The sequence below is a fragment of the Sphingobium olei genome (genome assembly GCF_042678845.1).
Classification (GTDB): domain Bacteria; phylum Pseudomonadota; class Alphaproteobacteria; order Sphingomonadales; family Sphingomonadaceae; genus Sphingobium; species Sphingobium olei.
The window spans coordinates 347175-364926 of the sequence record NZ_JBHTLS010000134.1 but is presented as its reverse complement, the minus strand read 5'-3'; the positions used below and the strand labels follow the sequence as shown (position 1 = coordinate 364926).

At 64.5% G+C, this 17752-nt stretch carries 15 protein-coding genes; 7 read left to right on the top strand and 8 right to left on the bottom strand.

The features are described from left to right. Positions 1–148 precede the first annotated feature (148 nt). Positions 149–1579 (top strand): lipopolysaccharide biosynthesis protein, encoded by a 1431-nt coding sequence (locus tag ACFQ24_RS19705; protein ID WP_380914336.1) that lies wholly within the window; start codon positions 149–151, stop codon positions 1577–1579. Here ACFQ24_RS19705 and ACFQ24_RS19700 read toward each other — a convergent pair whose 3' ends face one another. From ACFQ24_RS19700 to ACFQ24_RS19690, 3 genes are read right to left on the bottom strand one after another with little or no spacing between them, the layout of a single operon-like run. Beyond that, positions 1580–2665, bottom strand: coding sequence for a cell wall hydrolase (locus ACFQ24_RS19700; protein ID WP_380914334.1), 1086 nt, complete (start codon positions 2663–2665; stop codon positions 1580–1582). A 46-nt stretch (positions 2666–2711) separates the two neighbouring features. Continuing rightward, complete coding sequence (locus ACFQ24_RS19695; protein WP_380914332.1) at positions 2712–3137, bottom strand: Rap1a/Tai family immunity protein; 426 nt, start codon at positions 3135–3137, stop codon at positions 2712–2714. Beyond that, on the bottom strand, positions 3137–3979 hold the full coding sequence (locus tag ACFQ24_RS19690; protein WP_380914330.1) for a metallophosphoesterase family protein: 843 nt from the start codon (positions 3977–3979) through the stop codon (positions 3137–3139). Before ACFQ24_RS19690 ends, ACFQ24_RS19695 begins: the two co-directional genes overlap by 1 nt. A 286-nt stretch (positions 3980–4265) precedes the next feature. Between ACFQ24_RS19690 and ACFQ24_RS19685 the strand changes: the two genes are divergently transcribed. The 4 genes from ACFQ24_RS19685 to ACFQ24_RS19670 all read left to right on the top strand — a co-directional run bounded on the left by ACFQ24_RS19685 (position 4266) and on the right by ACFQ24_RS19670 (position 8907). Beyond that, positions 4266–4838, top strand: coding sequence for a polysaccharide biosynthesis/export family protein (locus ACFQ24_RS19685; RefSeq protein ID WP_380914328.1), 573 nt, complete (start codon positions 4266–4268; stop codon positions 4836–4838). A 54-nt stretch (positions 4839–4892) separates the two neighbouring features. Continuing rightward, positions 4893–5363 carry a hypothetical protein gene (locus ACFQ24_RS19680; protein WP_380914326.1) on the top strand — a complete coding sequence of 157 codons (471 nt, stop codon included), beginning with the start codon at positions 4893–4895 and terminating at the stop codon, positions 5361–5363. 93 nt (positions 5364–5456) lie between these two features. Continuing rightward, positions 5457–6749 carry an outer membrane beta-barrel protein gene (locus tag ACFQ24_RS19675; RefSeq protein ID WP_380914324.1) on the top strand — a complete coding sequence of 431 codons (1293 nt, stop codon included), beginning with the start codon at positions 5457–5459 and terminating at the stop codon, positions 6747–6749. A gap of 37 nt (positions 6750–6786) precedes the next feature. Next, positions 6787–8907, top strand: coding sequence for a GumC family protein (locus ACFQ24_RS19670; protein WP_380914322.1), 2121 nt, complete (start codon positions 6787–6789; stop codon positions 8905–8907). Between the two features lie 511 nt (positions 8908–9418). On the opposite strand, the gene ACFQ24_RS19665 is transcribed toward ACFQ24_RS19670, so the two are convergent. Beyond that, positions 9419–10981, bottom strand: coding sequence for an O-antigen ligase family protein (locus ACFQ24_RS19665; protein ID WP_380914320.1), 1563 nt, complete (start codon positions 10979–10981; stop codon positions 9419–9421). A 159-nt stretch (positions 10982–11140) separates the two neighbouring features. Between ACFQ24_RS19665 and ACFQ24_RS19660 the strand changes: the two genes are divergently transcribed. Together ACFQ24_RS19660 and ACFQ24_RS19655 are read left to right on the top strand one after the other, a co-directional pair. Next, positions 11141–12424, top strand: coding sequence for a hypothetical protein (locus ACFQ24_RS19660; protein ID WP_380914318.1), 1284 nt, complete (start codon positions 11141–11143; stop codon positions 12422–12424). Next, entirely contained in the window at positions 12421–13374 is a 954-nt protein-coding gene (locus tag ACFQ24_RS19655; protein ID WP_380914316.1) for a glycosyltransferase family 2 protein, read from the top strand. Before ACFQ24_RS19660 ends, ACFQ24_RS19655 begins: the two co-directional genes overlap by 4 nt. On the opposite strand, the gene ACFQ24_RS19650 is transcribed toward ACFQ24_RS19655, so the two are convergent. The 4 genes from ACFQ24_RS19650 to ACFQ24_RS19635 form a co-directional block, all read right to left on the bottom strand. Beyond that, positions 13362–14336, bottom strand: coding sequence for a GHMP family kinase ATP-binding protein (locus tag ACFQ24_RS19650; protein ID WP_380914314.1), 975 nt, complete (start codon positions 14334–14336; stop codon positions 13362–13364). The genes ACFQ24_RS19655 and ACFQ24_RS19650 overlap by 13 nt on opposite strands. After that, entirely contained in the window at positions 14333–15634 is a 1302-nt protein-coding gene (locus ACFQ24_RS19645; RefSeq protein ID WP_380914312.1) for an HAD-IIIA family hydrolase, read from the bottom strand. Before ACFQ24_RS19645 ends, ACFQ24_RS19650 begins: the two co-directional genes overlap by 4 nt. Then, a complete protein-coding gene (locus ACFQ24_RS19640) occupies positions 15631–16596 on the bottom strand; it encodes an SDR family NAD(P)-dependent oxidoreductase (RefSeq protein ID WP_380914310.1) in 966 nt (321 codons plus the stop codon). Before ACFQ24_RS19640 ends, ACFQ24_RS19645 begins: the two co-directional genes overlap by 4 nt. Before the next feature lie 102 nt (positions 16597–16698). Continuing rightward, positions 16699–17745: an acyltransferase family protein gene (locus ACFQ24_RS19635; RefSeq protein WP_380914308.1), complete on the bottom strand. Its 1047-nt coding sequence runs from the start codon at positions 17743–17745 to the stop codon at positions 16699–16701. Positions 17746–17752 lie beyond the last annotated feature (7 nt).

Below are 17752 nucleotides of genomic sequence, written 5' to 3'. Positions count from 1 at the left end.
GCATTGGCATGTGAAATATGCTGAAATTTGCCGGCTGAAGCGCTCTGTGGAAGAATTTGCGTGGCTTTTTTCCTTCTTCCGCCATAACAGACTGACCCTTCTTGGCGCAGTGCAGCAAGGCCGTCCTTTTCCCGGAGCGATGTTCCGCATGTTGTTCAGGCAGACGCTTCTCTTCCTCCCGGCACAGCTTCTGCCCGCGCTCTGCCAGTTCGTGCAACTGATCGCCTGGTCGCATCTCGCACCCGCCAGCGTCATCGGCGTGGTGACGCTGTTCACCTCGATCCAGGAATTTCTGAACATCGCCTTCATGGGGTTCTGGAACCAGTATACCCAGCGCTACATGCTCAAACATGGCGAGACGCCCGAGGGGCAGACGCGGATGCGCCATGCATCCACGCTGGTCGTGATCCTGTCGGTGACGCTCCAGATCGCCATCGCGCTTGCCTGTTTCGCGGTGATGATTGACCCTGCCATGTCGCTGGCCATGGCGGCTGCGCTGGCCGGGCTGGTGGGATGTCGCGCGCTCAACCTGTTCCAGGCGGAGCGTGCGCGGGCACGGGGCGATGTGCTCGGCTATTCCGTCGCGGTGATGAGCGGGCCGGTGATTGGCTTTCTCATCGGTCTGGTCCTGCTGTGGCGGTTCGGAGGGAGCGCGCTGCTGATCTTCACCGGCTTTGCCGTTGCGCAACTGGCCGGCGTGCTGTTCAGCCTCATGCGTGACCGTAGCTGGATCGGCTTCGGGCGACCGGACATCGGCCTCATCCGCCACGCGCTGGGCTACGGGATGCCCATCATCGTCAGCTCCGTGCTCGCATGGGTCAGCCAGAACGCGTCGCGCTTCGCGGTCAGCTATGTCTATGGGCTAAGCGCGGTCGGCGTCTATTCGCTGGGCATGGGGCTGGGCTATCGCGCATCCCTCGTGTCGGCGATGATGGTGAATGCCGCCGCTTTCCCGATCGCGGTGCGGATGGCCAATGCCGGCGATTTGCCGGGCGCCCGACGGCAACTTGCCACCAACGGCGCGCTGCTCTTCGCAGTGCTGGCCGCGTCGGTCGCCGGCCTGGCGCTGGTGTCGGGCGACGTTATCCACCTGCTCGTTTCGCAGCGAATGGACGGGCCGGTCCAGCCCGTCATGCTTTGGTCGCTGCTGGCGGGCAGCTTCATCTGTCTGCGCCAATATTTCCTAAACCAGTTCTTTCTGTTGGAGGGCAACACGCGGCCCATCGCACTTATTTCGATTGCAGAAGCGATCGTTGCCGTTCTGCTGGCGGCGGTCGCGGTGCCATGGGGCGGGCCTGTCGGGGGAGCGGTCGCGCTGGCGGCGACGTCGGCCATCGGCATGATCGCGACCTATATCTGGGCGGGATCGGCGGGCCGGCAGGTCGCGGGGCAAGCGTGGATGCGGATTGCCGCGGCGACCGGCGCGATGGCGGCGGCGGTGCTGCTGACGCCTCCGGCCCATGATGCGACGCATCTGGCGCTGCGAATCGCAGTGGGCGGCTTCGCCTTCTGCGCGACGCTGGCGCTGGCGTTTGCCAAAGACCTGATGCCGCGGCTCAGGCGCTTCCGGCGCTCCTGATCATTTGAGGGTGCCCCCGTCGGTCCCCAGAACGTAGCGCCCGGGCGCGATGGCTGTGGGGGCGGGTGCGGCCGGGGATGGCGCAATCTTGCCCGGCGCTGCGGCATTGCCCTGCACCGACCCGGCGAGCGCGCCGTTGGGCATCAGCACGCCGCGCTCCTGCGACAGAAGGGCGGGCGCGGCGGCATTGCCGGTCTCAGGAAGTTGAGCAGCATCGGTCGCCATCGCCATCAGCAACGCGCGTTCCCGCACCCGCGCGCCGCTCAGCGCGCTCCATTCCGCCGCCTGATACTGGCCGTTGAACGCCGCCTTGGACCCGAGGCCTCCCGGCATCCGGTAAAAAAGATGACGCCCGATCACGAGCGACTTCACCAGCGTCGGCGCCCAATAGGGAAAGACATAATCGGCATGATAATGGGTCGCGAGGCCCGCCGGCGCGTATACGAGGCCCGAGAGCGCGGCCAGCGCCACTTCGCGCGCGCGCCGCCATAGCGCGGGCACCGGCGCGCGCGCCAGGGCCCCATCGCACACGAAGGTGAACTGGCAACTCCTGCCCCGCTCCACCCCCTGGTAGACGACGCCGCAGATCGTCTTGGGATAAGCGGGGTGCCGCACCCGATTGAGGATGACCTGCGCCACCGCGCGCTGCCCATCGATGGGTTCGTTCGCCGCCTCATAATAGACAGCCTCGGTCAGGCAATCGACCCCGGCCGTGTGATTGAGGCGATCGCCGAGCGAAAGAGCGAGCGGCGATGCCGGCGGATTTTTGGCGGAAGAGACGGGAAGCTCGGCATTGAGACGCGCAGCATCCTCGCTCGACACCGGTTTCAGTTGCTCGGGATTGGTGGCCGTCCAGTCCCTGACTGTCGCCTCAAGCGCGGCGCGGCCCTGCGGCGTCTTGATATTGAAGGTTGCAAGGTCGAACTGGTCCTCGCCGCGTGACGGCCGGTCGTCGAGCGCGAAGGAGACGAGCGCCGCCAGCGCGCCGCCGCAGATCAGGAACGCGACGACGAGTACCGCGATCGCCTTCCACCGGGGTCGCCTTCCGCTCGGCGGAGCATCGGCTCTTACGACATCGACTTTCATAAGTGACCCTGGCCCTTTGCCGATCCCTGTTGCCCGGCCTTCCGGCTCAGCCCGGCTTGCAGGGGTAGCGGGTTTTGAGTGCCACGACCACGACCGAGGCAGCCTGACCCTGTCCATTCTTGGGATAGGCGTTGAGGTAGGCGAGAAAGTCGCGGCGCAAATCGCCCTGCGAGATATGGTCGTCCGGGCAGAATTCCCTCTGGCCCAGCCAGCGTTCATAAGCCTGCATCGTGTCGTTGACGCCGGTGATGAAGGCGAAGCAATAGCTGGTGCCCGCCGTCGATCCATCGGTGCAACGTGCGCCGAGTTGAGTCGCGGTCAGATAGCCGATGCTGCGATCCTTGTCCGGCGGGGCGGGAGCCACGGCCGGTGGAACGGCGGGCGCCACGGCCGGTGGCACGGCGGCAGCAAGCAACTGCCCATACGCCAGCATCGCTGCCGCCAGCGCGCCAATGCAGCCTGCGCGCCGCATCAGGCCACGTCCGCCTCTCCGCCCGCCAGCGTGGAGCCGGAAGACATGATGTCGCTGGCGTCGTCCGCGTCGTTGACGGGCAAATCGCTTTCGCGGATCGAAATGACCTCTCGCACATCATCCTCAAGATAAAGGACCGAGAGAACCCCCGACATATAGGCGCCGGTGTCGATTCCGATGCGGTTGGGCCGCATTTCCAGCTCGGCCGAAACGCTGTGTCCGTGCACGATCACGGCCCCATGGTCGCGCGTGCTGCCCAGAAATTCCTCACGAATCCAGAGCAGATCATCGCGGGCCTGCTTTTTGATGGGCACGCCGGGCCGCACCCCTGCGTGGCAGAACAGATAATCTCCCGACTGGGCGGTCAGCGGCAGCGCGCGCAGCCAGTCGATGATCTCCTGAGGCAGGCTTTGCCGCAATTCGGCGACCGCCCGCGCAGTATCCTGACTATCGACGGGCGGCTCGATGCCCAGGCTCCGGAGCGTGTCCCTTCCGCCCGACTTCAGCCAGGCCCGCATCACGCCCGGCTCTCCGTCGATAACGCGGATCATCATTTCCTCATGATTCCCGCGCAGCACGATCATCTGCTGCGTCCGCGCCTGCACCTTGTGCACCAGTTTCAGAACCTTGGCGGAGTCGGGTCCGCGATCAATCAGGTCGCCGAGTAGCACGACATAAATCTGGCGGGGCTTTGGCCGCTGTGCGTGATGCGCCTCGATCCGGTTCAGCGCCGCACGAAACAGATCGAAGCGGCCATGAATGTCCCCGACGCAATAGACGCGATCCCCCTTACCTGTCCGGGGCATGCTGGCAGCGCCGCGATTGAACAAACCAAGGACCACTCAAAACCTCATTTGCAGTGCACATAAATGTCGCCGCGAATCGCGGGGCCGGTTATCTTCTACCTGACGCGAATGAACCCAGCATTTCCCACGTCGATCGTGATAATCGACAGCCATCGCACGAATCTGCCGATTGTCACAATGCTGCAATTGCGCAAAAGATCGATCCGGCTATAAAAGATGGTTTATCGCTGGCCCACTATGATACACTGAGGCGTTTTCGGTTGATCTAAGTGGGCCGCGCAGCGATATTCTGTGGCCATCGATCGTGAATTGGAGAATCTTGATGCGTCTGCCTGCTTTAACAGCGGCCTTCCTGTTGGGACTCTCTGCGTGCGCCGGTACGCCTACCGGGCTGGTGGAAGCGGGGGAACGCTATCAGCCTGCGAACGACGGTGTGGAACAATATCGGCTTGCCGCGGGTGACAAGGTCAAGCTCAACATCTTCAACGAGCCCACGCTTTCGGGTGAATTTGCGGTATCGACCGACGGCAACCTTTCGCTGCCGCTGATCGGCGAGATCCCCGCCAACGGCAAGACCGTAACCGAAGTCGCGGCCATGGTGCAAAACGCGCTCGGCAGCGGTTATCTGCGCGATCCCAAGGTCAGCCTCGAAGTGTCCGCCTACCGGCCCTTCTTCGTGTTGGGCGAGGTGAAGATGCCGGGCCAGTTCCCCTACGCCAACAGCATGACCGCGCTGAACGCGATCGCACTGGCGCAGGGTTTTTCGCCGCGGGCGCAACGCTCGACGGTCTATATCCGCCGGGCGGGCAGCGAGAAGGAAGAGGCTTATCGCCTGACCCCCGATCTTCGCGTGATGCCGGGTGACACCATTCGTATCGGGGAACGTTATTTCTAATCGGTTCCGGGCGAGGCGGGGGCGCTTTCGGCCGGCTAAACAGGGCTAGATAAAGTGAACCAAAAAGGCATCCGCATCATCCTGCTCGCCGGCGCCGCGCTGGCCGCAGCGGCGACTACGCCGGGTTTTGCCTGGCGTCCCTTCTTCGCACAACAGGGCGGAGGCGGGGGAGGCGGTGCCGGAACGGCAGCATCGGACGCTGCCGCCGCGGCCCAACTGGCCGCCGCGATCCGGGCGGAGCTTTCCCAGCAGCCCGGAACGGCATCCGCGGAGGATCTCGAAGCGATCATCGTCTTCGTCGTCAACCAAGGCGACTATTCCGACGAGGTGATCGATTCAGCGCTCAATCAGGTCGCGGCCGGTGCGGACCAGCGACTCTCGACGGCGGTTGAGAATGCGCGCGCGGCCCTGCTCAAGAAGGGCCGTCGCGGCACCGGCGCGACGATCGGTCCAGCCATCGGAGGTTTCGGCAGCTTTACCTCACCTGGTGTTGCGCCTGGTGGCGGTTCCAATTACCAGCAGTGACCGGACAGCGGCATTTGCCATTCTGACTGCGCTGCGTGATACCGTTGGGCGTGCAAGGCCATAGAAGCCGGACGCCAAAAAGGGGCATCGACCATGAAGGTTAAGATTTACAAGCTGATTGCTGTTGCGCTGACATCGGCGGCATGGCCGGCCGTAGCCCTGGCGCAGGAATCCGTGCTGGTCGACACCGCGATCCCCGACAGCTTCAACCGGGATCGCAACGTGTCGGTGACGGAACGCTCCCGCCCCGATTTCGACCCCCTCGGCTTCGTAAGCGGCGCTTTTACCTTCTTCCCGCAGATGCAGGCGGGCGTCGGCTTATCGGACAACGTGTTCCTGACCCGCGGTGACAAGCGCAGTGACGGTTACGCCTATTTCGCGCCGGCGGTCACGATGACGAGCGACCTGCCGCGTGATGAGATTCGGGCTTCGGCGCGCGCCGTGCTGGGTCGCTGGTTCACCTATGACAACCGCAACCAGAACACCTTCGATCTGCGCCTCCTTGGCCGCAAGGACATCGGTGACGCCTATTCGGTGACGGGCGAGGCGCAATATGCGCGCATTTACGAGCAGCCCAACAGCGGCGCGATCGATCCGTCCACCGCAGTTCTGTCCGCCTTCAACCGCAGCTATTTCGCGGTGCGCGGGCGCTACGCCTTTGGCCGGGTGCAGGCCACCCTGGGGGTTGATCGCACCGCCTTCACCTTCGACGATCTGGTGCTGGCGAACGGCACTCCGATTAACCAGGATTCGCGCGACCAGGTACAGCAGCGGCTGACCGCCGAACTGCAATATGCGGTGTCCCCCAGCCTGTCCGTCTATGGTCAGGTGGGCGGGTCGAAGGTTGAATATAGCACCCTGCTCTTCAACGTCGATAATCGTGATTCCAAGGGATTACGGGTCGTGGGCGGGGTGAATTTCGATTTGGCAGGCCTGATGCGCGGCAAGCTGGGCGCGGGCTATATCAAGCGTGACTATGATTCGCCGCTCTACAAGGATGCAGATGGCGTTTCGGTGGAAGGACAGGTCGAATTTTTCCCGACACCGCTCACCACCGTCGGCGTCGCGGTCGCCCGGACCCTGCGCGACACCAATCTCGCGCTCAACACCGGCGCCTTTTTCGACAATAGCGTGACGGCCCGGGTCGACCACGAGCTTCTGGTCAACCTGCTCCTCGGCGCAACGGGCGAATATCGCCGCCAGGTCTATCTCGGCACACCGACACGGGCCGACTATTACCGAGCGGGCGGCACAGCGACCTACATGGCCAATCGCTTCGTCGTGCTGCGCGGCGAACTGGGCTGGCAGCGGCGCACCGTTAACGACAATCCAAATAGTCGCTTCAGCGAATTCCGCGGCGAACTCAGCATCACCTTCCGACGCTGATCTTCCTTCACTCCAATAGAACGGACCCGTTCAGGCTATGCAAGTTTCGCACGACGCCAAAGTCGAGGATGGACAGCTTTCCGACATCGTCACGCGCATTCGCGACGTTATCCGCCGCCGGTGGCTGACACTCGCGCTGGTCGTTGGCGGTGTGTTCGCGCTCGGCGTGGTGTTCATCATGCTGATGACGCCCAAATATACATCGACCACCCATGTCCGCATCGACCCGAGCCGCACGCCGGTGATGGGCGCGGAAAATCCGAGCCAGGCGCTGTCGCCGGAGGCCATCGAAACCGAAGTGGCGCTCATCACCTCGAACGAGGTGGCGACAGAGGTCGTCAAGAAACTGAACCTGGTCAACGATCCGGATTTCGCGCCGGAGCCAAAGGCCGGCGCGGTGCTCAGTCCTGCAGACAAGGTCGCGATCGTCGTTGGCAATGTGCTCGACGGCGTGGATGTCAGCCGCAACAAGCTGAGTTACATTCTCGGCATCTCCTACACCTCGCCCGACCGTGCGAAGTCGGCCAAGATCGCCAACGCCTTCGCTTCCGCCTACATCAATACGAAGGTGGGCAGCGGCGCTAATACCGCGTCCAAAAAGGCTGAATTCCTGAAAGCGCAGCTCGACCAACTGGGGAGCAGCATCCGGGGCAAGGAAGCACAACTCGCCGCTTATCAGGCGCAGACCGGCATCGTGACCGGCACCAACGCCTATGGCAGCAGCACCGGCACCATCGTCGACCAGCAGCTTGGCCCATTGTCGAGCGAACTGGCGCAGGCGCAGTCGGCCGCAGCGCAGGCTTCGGCAGCGCTGGCGTCGGCACAGGCGCAGGTTGCGCGCAGCGGCGTGGATTCGGTCGCCGAGGTTCTTGCCTCGCCAGTGATCGGCAACCTGCGCACCGCCCGCGCCACTGCGTTGCGCGACCTTGGCAATGTGCTCTCGCGCTACGGCGACAAGCATCCCGACACAATCGCCGCGCGCGCCAATCTTGCCGACATCGATCAGCAGATCAGCGCCGAATCGGCCCGTATCATGAACTCGCTGCGCTCCAACGACGCCGCCGCCAAGGCGCGCGTCGCGCAATTGCAATCGTCGATCGGCAACCTCGCTGGTGCCCAGGCGGACAATGCCCGCAAGTCGGTGCTCGCCAAGAGTCTTGACGCGGAAGTCACGACTGAGCGCGCGCAGTTCGACAAGCTCTCGCAAAACCTGATGGAAATGCAGCAGGCGGCGAACAATTCGATCGCGCAGGTCGAAATCGTCGATACCGCCGCGCCGCCGCTCCGTCCGACCTCGCCGAACAAGCCGCTCCTGATGGCGCTCGCCTTGCTGGTGGCGCTGTCCGCCGGAACGGCGACCGTCACGGTTCAGGAAATGCTGGTGCAGGGACTGCGTTCGGTGAGCGAGGTGGAAGAACTGCTGGGCGTTCCCGTACTTGCTGCGATCCCGCGCGAAAAGCACGCCGCTCCAGCCGACATCCTGCTCGAAAAGCCGACGTCTCTGTTTGCCGAAGCCTTTCGCATTGCGCGTGCCTCGCTGCTGGGTGTGAGGGCTGACCAGAGCCCCAGGGTGATCGCGATCACATCGGCGTTGCCTGCGGAAGGCAAGACCACGTCGGCGGTGGCGTTCGCGCGCACCCTGGCACTCAATGGACAGAAGACGTTGCTCATCGACTGCGACGTTCGCCGGGCCAACGTGCGTCAACTGGTCCGCAACGCGCCCGATATTCCCGGTCTGGTCGAAGTGCTCCACGGCGAAGCCCCGGTCCAAAGCGCGATCAGCAGCGGCGACACCGATCATCTCGATCATCTTCTGGTGCGTGCGCCTTATTTCAGCTCTGAAAATCTGTTCGGCGACGGCAAGATGCTCGAAGTGCTCAAAAGCCTGCGCGGACGCTACGAAGCGATCGTGCTCGACCTTCCGCCCCTCATGGGCCTTGCCGATGGCCGCTTCCTCGCCGCTATGGCGGACGCGGTCGCGATGGTTGTGCGCTGGGACGAAACTCCTGCGCAGGCTGCCTCGTCCGCGGTCAACAGCCTGCGCACGGACGGCTCGAACATCGCCGGCGTGATCTTCACGCTGGTCGACGCCGGCTCCGAAGCGGTCGGAGGCTATTATTACTCGAAGAAATATACCGGCTACTATCAGGCCGCCTGACGGACCCGCCACCATCGCCCCGTCGCGCCGCATCGCTGCGGTCGCGGCGGGCGTACCGCTGGCCTGCGTCGCTCTTGCCGCGTGCCTCGCCCTCTATCAGGCCCAGGGCGAGTCGCGCGCTATCGATGCGCTGGCTGCACAGGACCGGATGCTGGCGGAGGGGATACCACTCATGCCCCGGCATGCGCCCTACGTCCCCCCGCAATCCGCCCGCGCCATTCTGGCTGACATCCTGCTGCGCGCCCGCGCGGCGCAGTTGATGCTCGACGAAGATCCGAACCGCATTACGCTCCTCAGACAAGCCGCAGGGCAGCTCGACATGATTGCGGGCGCGCATCCTTACTGGGGCGAATATTGGGCGGTTCGCGCCTTCGTCATGGCGCAGCTCGATGGCGACTGGTCGCCCGCCACCGTTCAGGCATTCGACCGCAGCTATCGCGAAACGCCCTATCTCCCCCAGTCCGCCGACTGGCGCGTCGCCTATGCGCTGCGTAATTGGGACAGGCTGGCCTCAGACATCCGCCCCATTGCCATTCGCGAGATGGTGTGGCTGGCGCGCCGGGAGTTTGCCGATCGCGACCGCCTGATCCCGCAAATCCGGCAGACCGACGCCTATCGTCCCTTCATGGTCGAATGGCTGGCCGTCCGCAGCCGCGACGCGGATTTCTCGCCTGTCGAGGGCCTGACCCCACAATAATCCAGCGAGGAACAGGAACAGCGACAGGGGCGCCGGCATATCGAGCGTCAGGTCTATCATGCCGGCCGCCAGCAATAATCCCATCATCGCCAGCACCAGACCGGTATCGCGCGTCCAGCGCTGCCGCATGATCCGCGCGACCTGCCATCCGCCAACGCCGAAGGTCGCGATCATCAGCAGGGTATAGGGCATCCCACCCTGAAGCATGAGTTGCAGGCCGATGTTATGCGCGGAATTCACCGCCCAATTCGCTTGGGCGTAGCGCGGCGTCGTCAGGAAATGCGCGTTCACGGATGGAAAGGAGCCGAGGCCATAGCCCAGCCATGGCTGTTGCCAGGCAACATCCCACAGATGCGCCCAACTGGCGAAACGGTCGTCCCACCCCGCCTCTAGCTGCGCATAACGCTGCATCACGACCGCGGAGAAGAGGAAAGCCAGCGCGATCTGCACGAACACCGCTCCGCCCGCCAGCATCAACCGCCAGCGCGTCACGCGTTTCCGACGCATCCAGTGGACGAGATAGACAAGCAGCACCGCTGTCAGCAGCACGAGCGTAAAGCGCGATCCGGTGATGAGAACGACGCCGCTGGACAGGGTGAAGAACAGCAAGTGGATGGGAAAATGGCGCAGACGTGCGCTCATCCATGCCGGCGTGCGCTGTCGCCCCGTCATCCGCACGAAGGCGATGAGCGCGCAGCAGGCGGCGATCACCGCACTGACATTGGCATTGGACGCAAAGCCGGCAAAGCGGCCCTTGACGGTCAGCTGCCAGAGATCGGTGTCCTGTTCGATGCCGGCCTGCCGCGCCGCCAGGGCGAGCGCGAACAGCGCCATGTTGACCAAAAGCAGCCAGTCAAGGATCGCGCGCAGGCGCCTGCGTCCCCGCGCCATCATCGCCCCGGTCATGAGGGCGCAAAAGGCGGCGGCGAGCGACAGCAGCTTCCCGGGCAGATAATCGGGCATTCCGCCCGACACCCCGATCGTCGCAACCAGCGCCCAGAGCACAGCGGCACCAGCGCAGGCAAGCGGCCGGGCCGCTCGCCGCCAGAAACCGGGCATCGCCGGCGCACACAGCAGCGCCGTGTAGAACAGCAACCCGTTGATCAACGCCGCGCAAGCCTGCCCGGCAAGGCCATCGAACGCCCGGAAAGCCATGCCGGCGCTGATCCCACCCGCCGCGAGCCAGACGGGCAGCGGGCGCGAGGACAGCGGGAACCGCCATGCGGGGTCGGCCAAAACCTTGCGCAGGCCGACAGCGATGTCATTGCTGCGGGCGGCCAGTGTCCGCCGCTGATCGGTCCGCTCCCCCTTGCCCCGCCGACTGCGGGAGCTGCGCCGGCGGGCGGGCCGCGCGGGCCTTTCGCCTCCCTCTCCCAAGGTCACATCCTGCTCCGCGTCATCCCGTCAGCCTAGCATGACGGGGCGAAAGAATAAGGGCAAAGTCCTGCTGCAACGCAAAATAGTGGTGCTATAAGCATGTGGCCGCTGCCCTGGCGGTTCGATCGGGTGGGATGAAGGCGGGTGTTAGGGAAATTGTTGGCCATTGCGCGCACGTCCCGGCGTCACATCCTGGCACTGGTGGGTCCGGTGGCGAGCGCCGGGTTGCAGCTTTTGCTGTCGATCCTGTTGCTGCACATCATGGATGCGCGCGACTTCGGCCGCCTGTCCTTTTTGCTCGTGCTGACGCAGCTAAGCTGGGGGGTGTGGAGCGCCCTCTTCTGCGCGCCCCTGTCCTCCCTGTTCAAGCAAGGTTCGCTGGAGACGCGACGCCTGGCGCAGCAGCGCCTGTTCAGTGCCAATCTCATTGGCGCGGCGACCGCCACGATCGTGTTTGTCATTCTCGCTCTGGCGCTGGGCTTTGCCATGCTGACGGCCGTTCTCTTCGCCGGCTATGCGGCGGTCGCGCTGCTGCGCTGGTATGGACGCGCGCAAGCCTATGTCGAAGGGCGGCAACTGGCAGTGACCCGGTCCGACATAGGCTATGCGCTGATCGTCCTGCTCAGCCCCATTGCGGTGCGGCTTTACCCGCAGCAACCCATGCTGATGGTCAGCGCCACCCTGCTCGCCGCCGTGCTTTTCGCCATGGCGGCGCTCAGCCCGCGGTCGCTGATCCTGCAAATGCGGGGCTTTTCGCTGTGCGCCGCGCGTGGCTACGGCAGCATCTGGCACAGCCATGGCCAATGGGCGCTGCTGGGCGTCGTCTCGACCGAGGCCACCGCGAACGCCCATGCCTATCTCATTACCCTCTTACGTGGGCCGACAGCGTTCGCGCCTATCGCTGCGAGCATGATCCTCATCCGGCCGCTGACGATCGGCACGAACGCCCTGTCGGAATTTGAACGACCGCGCCTCGCTGGTATCATTGCCGATCAGGACATCGGGCGAACCCAGCGATCCGTCCTGTTCTTCCGATTGCTGCTGGGGGCCGTGTGGCTGGGCACTCTGCTGCTCGCGGCGGCCGTCATGCTGCTGAAGCCGCGGCTGCTCTTTCCCGCCCATTATGCGCTGGAGGAACTGGCGCTCGCTGGAGCCTTGTGGATGATCGTAGGCGTTGCGCGTATGGTACGAACGCCCGACAGCATCCTGTTGCAGGCGGCTGGCTCATTCCGGCCGCTTGCCATGGCGAGTGTCACCTCCGCTGTCGTGTCGCTGATCAGTGTGTCGCTGCTGATAGTGATGGCGGGGCCGCTCTGGTCGATCCTGGGCATCGTCGCGGGGGAAGCTGTCTTTGCTGGCATGACGTGGATACAGGGCCGCCGCTGGCTGCACGGTTGGAGCCGCACCGTCCCCTTGCCTTCCGAAAGAGAGGTCGCCGCATGACCCCAAGTTCCCCGTCCGACCCCGCCGTCAGCGTCGTCATCCCCACCTTCGGGCGCCCTGCGCTGCTGCTCCGCGCGATCCGTAGCGTGCAGGCGCAAACGCGCGGCGACTTCGAACTGATCGTGGTGGTCGACGGGGACGATCCACCGACGATGGAAGCGTTGGCGGGCGTCAGCGATCCGCGGCTGCGCGTCATCGTGCCGCAGGAGAAATGCGGCGCGGGCGGCGCACGCAATCTGGGCGCGGCGCAGGCACGCGGGCGCTGGGTGGCCTTCCTCGACGATGATGACGAATGGCTGCCTGAGAAATTGGAAAAGACGCTGGCCGCCGCGCCGCACGAACGCTGCATTATTACCAGCCTGATTCGTGTCGTGGCTCAGCATGGGGGACGGATCAATCCCACGACACCCTATGACGGCCGGCAGCCGATCGACGAATGGATGTTCGACCGGCACAGTTGGCTGCGCGGCAGTGAGGCAATGATTCAAACATCTGCGCTCGTCTTTCCCCGCGCGCTGTTCGACGAATTGCAGTTCGTCGAACCGCATGAGGAATGGCATCTGTGCTTCCGCGCGGTGAAGCGACTGGGGTATGATTATGTGACGGTGCGCGAGCCGCTGGTGATCTACTATGTGCCGGTCGCCATCGCCTCGCTCAGCAACAGTTACCGACTGGCGCGGACGCTGGGCTGGCTCGACGCCAATCAGAACCTCCTGACGCCGCGCGCCTATAGTGGCTTCGCCCTCACCGCCGCGAGCCAGGTGCGCCCGGAGGGCAGCCGCAATCGCGCCATGCTGCGCCTGCTGCGCATGGCCTTCGCGAATGGCGCGCCGACTCCGAAGCAGCTCTTCGCCTTCGCCTTCATCTGGGCGGTGCCGCAGGAACGGCGTGTGAGACTGCGCGCCCTGTTCGGGCGCAACAGCTATGCCGGGACGGGTCAGTCGGAATAGATGATCGTCGTCCCGATCATGTCGAGCCGAACGTCATAGGGCGCGTAGCCGCGCAGCGCTTCGATCACGGCATCGCGCGTACCATCGGGGCAGTAGAAGAGCAGGAAGCCCGATCCGCCCGCACCCAGCAGCTTGCCGCCGGTCGCGCCCGCCGCCAGTGCGCGGGCATAGGCGTCGTCGATGTGCGGCGCGCTGATCCCCGCGCTGATCCGCCTTTTGCGCTGCCAGCCTTCATCAAGATAGGGGCCAAGACAATCGACATCGCGGATCAGGTCGCCCCGCAGCGCCGCGGCCTGCGCCGCCATGGCTTTGAGGTCGTCGATCACGCTGCCGCCATTGTCGATCGCGCCGGCCTGCGTCTGGAGGATCGCGCTCGCCGAACGCTGCCCGCCCAGATAGAGCATGACCAGATTGTCCTCCAGCATGCGCCGCTGCTGATGCGTCAGCGGGACCGCCTCGTACGTCACCGAATCGTCGGGATGGAATTCGATGAAATTGAGCCCACCGATGGCGCAGCCATATTGGTCCTGCTTGCCGATCGGTTCGCCGAGGCGGTTGATCTCCACGTCACACGCTTGCGCCGCCAGATCGGCGCGCCCTACATAGCGGCCGAGATAAGCGTTGCAGAGGTTGAGCAGCCCCACGGTGAAGGCGCTGGAGGAGCCGAGGCCGGTGCCCGATGGCACATCCGCACTGGAGTTGAAGTCGACGCCTTCGATCCCGTGTGAGGAAAAGACCTCGCGGATGATGCGGTGCTGGATCGCGTCGCGCGATTCGGGCGTTTCGAGTTGCGAATATTTGAGGATGAAGCCGTCGCCGTGGAAATAGGCGTGCATGGAGAGATAGACATAGCGCGCGATGGACATGCTAAGCACCGCGCCGCCATGCTTGCGATAGAAGTTGGGCAGATCGGTGCCGCCGCCGCAGAAGCTGACGCGCAGGGGCGTGCGGGAAATGATCATACCATGACCTCCAGAAGATAATCGACCGCTGCCCCCAGGTCGGGCGCGACATGGTCCGGCTTGATGTCCGGGTAGCGTGCCGAATCGTTGCCGTCATGACCGGTCGCGACTAGGATCGCCCGTGCCCCGGCGGCATGGGCAGCCGCCACATCGGCATAGCGGTCCCCCACCAGCCAGGAGGCGGATAGGTCCAGCCGGTGCCGCTCCGCCGCGTCCAGCAACATGCCCGGCTCGGGTTTCCGGCAGGCGCAGGCGACCTTGAGCGCCGGAACTTCGCCCGGCCACCCCATTTCGGGATGGTGCGGGCAGAAGAGCAGATCGTCGAGATAGGCCTTGCCCGCCGCGAGCTGGGTATCGAGCGCCGCGTGAACCGCGCGCAGCCGCTCGAACGTCAGCATTCCCTTGGCGACATCGGGCTGGTTGGTGACGCAGATGGCGGGGATGCCCGCCAGATTGATCCGCCGCACCGCATCGGCTGCACCAGGCAGCAGTTCAAGGCTAGCGGAATCGTGGATGCCGTTCCGTTCCACATTGAGCACGCCGTCGCGGTCGAGGAATATGGCGGGCTTGGGATACCGCAGGCTGAGGCGCGCAACCCGCCCCGAAGCAAGGTCGGCTTCCCCGCGGGCGAGGCGCTCCGGCGTCCCCATGTCCTTCACATATTCCAGGCTCCGGTAAGCCTGAAGCCGCTGGCCCGCCGAAAGGATGGCGGGAAATACGTCATGCGCCCAGTCCGACGCCCGGTTGGCGGGCACATGGTCGATGGCTTCGGGCGACAGGACATAAAGCGCCGCGCTGACCAGATTGGGCAGCAATATGCCTTCGGGATGCGGCTTGGCCATCAGCCGCAGCACGCGGCCATCCTCGTCCACGTCCAGCACGTCGCTGTCATAGGGATGGTCGTTGGGATGCGCGAAGATTGTGCCGGCCGCACCCGAACGCCGGTGGAGGTCGGCCATATGGGCCAGATCCACGTCGATCAACGTGTCGCCATACAGCACGACGAAGGGTTCGTTGAGAAGGTGCCGCGCCGCGCGGACCGCCCCCGCCGTGCCAAGAGGCTCGGGTTCGCGGAAATGGGTGATGGTGACGCCCATGGCGCTGCCGTCGCCGAAATGATCCTCGATCACATGGGCCATATGGCCGGTGAGGAACAGGAAATCGGTAAAGCCATGGTCCCGCGCCGCCTCCACCTGCCGTTGCAACAGGGGACACCCCGCCACCGGCACCATCGGCTTGGGACGATCGGTCAGCCCCAGACGGGTGCCCTTGCCCCCCGCGAGGATGACGACCTTCACGCGGGGGATGCCTGGCGCACCTGCCCGATCGCCCAGCGCGCGGCGGCACGAACGGCCTCGGCGGAGTTCAGCCGCGGCGTCCAGCCCAACGCACGGATGCGCGCCACGTCATAATCGACGCTCGGCACATCCCCCACCCAACCACGATCGCCGCCGGTATAGTCGATTCGCGCCGCTTCCGGCCATTCCTCGACCATGATGCCCGCCATGTCCCGCACGCTGCAACGCGTGTCGCCGCCCACGTTAAAAAGGTTGACCGGCGCGTCACCTCTGTCCCATGCCACGAGGATCGCGTCGACCAGATCATCGACGTGAAGATAGGGCTTGATCTGCTCGCCGTTGCCCAGCACTTCCAGCCGATCAGGCGTCCGCGCCAGCTTGCGCGCCCAGTCGTAGATCGCTCCATGGGTCGAACGGTCTCCAACCACATTGGGGAAGCGGGTGATCCACGCCTGAAGCCCGTAATTGGCGACATAGGAGGATATGAACGCCTCCGACGCCAGCTTGGCCGCGCCATAATGGGAGATCGGCAGCAGTGGGCCATGATCCTCCCGCAGCACGCCCTGCGCTTCCCCATAGACGGCGGATGTCGACGCGAAGATGATCTGCTTCGTCCCGTGCCGCCGCATCGCGTCCAGCACCGCATAGGTCGTGTCGAGCGTCGCGACGAAATCGACGCCGGGGTCGGCTTGGCTGCGCGCGATGTCGCTGTTGGCCGCGAGATGGAACACTGCATCGAAACGCCCTTGCTCGAAAAGGGCACCGAGCGCTGGGCGATCCGTCACGTCCATTTCCTGAAAGACGAAGCTGTTGCTGCCCGCCAGCGCCGACAGGTTATCGCGCAGACCCAGCACCAGATTGTCGGCGGCGGTGACATGGTGCCCGCGCTCGACCAGCCGCTCGCACATATGGCAACCGATGAAACCGGCACCACCGGTCACGAGAATATTCAACATCGACATTCATGACCTCGTTCGCTGACGCAGCAAAATAGCGTAGACTTCCTTGCTGCATAGACCTTCCGGCGGGTCCAGGCGCCCGAAAATGCCCGATTTCGGCACAATTCAGGCGACAGCCTTCGCCAGCCGGCCGCCACGTCGGGTAAAAAGCCGCAATAACGGCTTCTCGACCAAATGATAGCAGACGATGCCGCCCATAATGGCAGTCGTCACGTCCAGCATGGCGTAAAGGATCATGTCCCCCGGAAAGCCGCCGATCCCCGCCCGGAACCAGAGGAAGCGGAACGCCGCCATGCTGATGAGCTGGGTGAGGTAGATGGAATAGGACGCGTCGCCCAATATCCGTGGCAAGGTCCATTGCCCGACCCATCCGCGCCCTTCCAGCGCTATCGCGCCCGCCACGATGGCGATGGCCGCAAGGCCAAAGCGCAGGAGCCAGAAGTTCGTGGGCACCGGATCGGTGAGCAGGACGATGACGCCACCCAAGACGCAGACCAGCGCGAGCGGTGCCGGGAGGAGATGGGCGGCGGTGCGGCGGGAGACCAGCGCACCAAGGGCAAGGCCCGCAGCGAATTCCAGCAGGATAGGCGAGGTGTAGAAGCCGGCAAGCGACAGCACTGGCGGCCGGAGAATCAGTCCGGCCACGACGAGCAGCGTCAGAACCGCCACCGTCCCAGCCATCCGCACGGCCGGGCGCACCAGCAAGAACAGGCCGAAGATCAAATAGAAGAACATTTCATAATTCAGCGTCCATCCGGGGAACAGCAAAGGCTCCATCGACGGTTTGACCGGATGAGGCATTGGCACGAACAGGTAGGACGCAACGACGTGCGGCGCGCTGAACACCGACGTATTGAACGCGCTCGGCATCGCAAGCAGCAGCGCGACCATCACGCTCGTCAGCAGCCAGTAGAGCGGGACGATGCGGATCAGCCGCTTGCGGTAAAATTGGGCGGGCGTCGCCGGACGGCCGATCGTGGATGTCCACATGACGAAGCCGCTGATGACGAAGAAGATATCAACGCCTGCCGACAGGCCAATCGGCCACGCGCCGCCATAACCCATCTGCTCGAGTGGCGCTTCAAGGTGAAAGATAACGACCAGCAGCGCGGCGGCACCGCGCAGATACTGGATGCTGCTATAGCTGGTCATGGCTCCG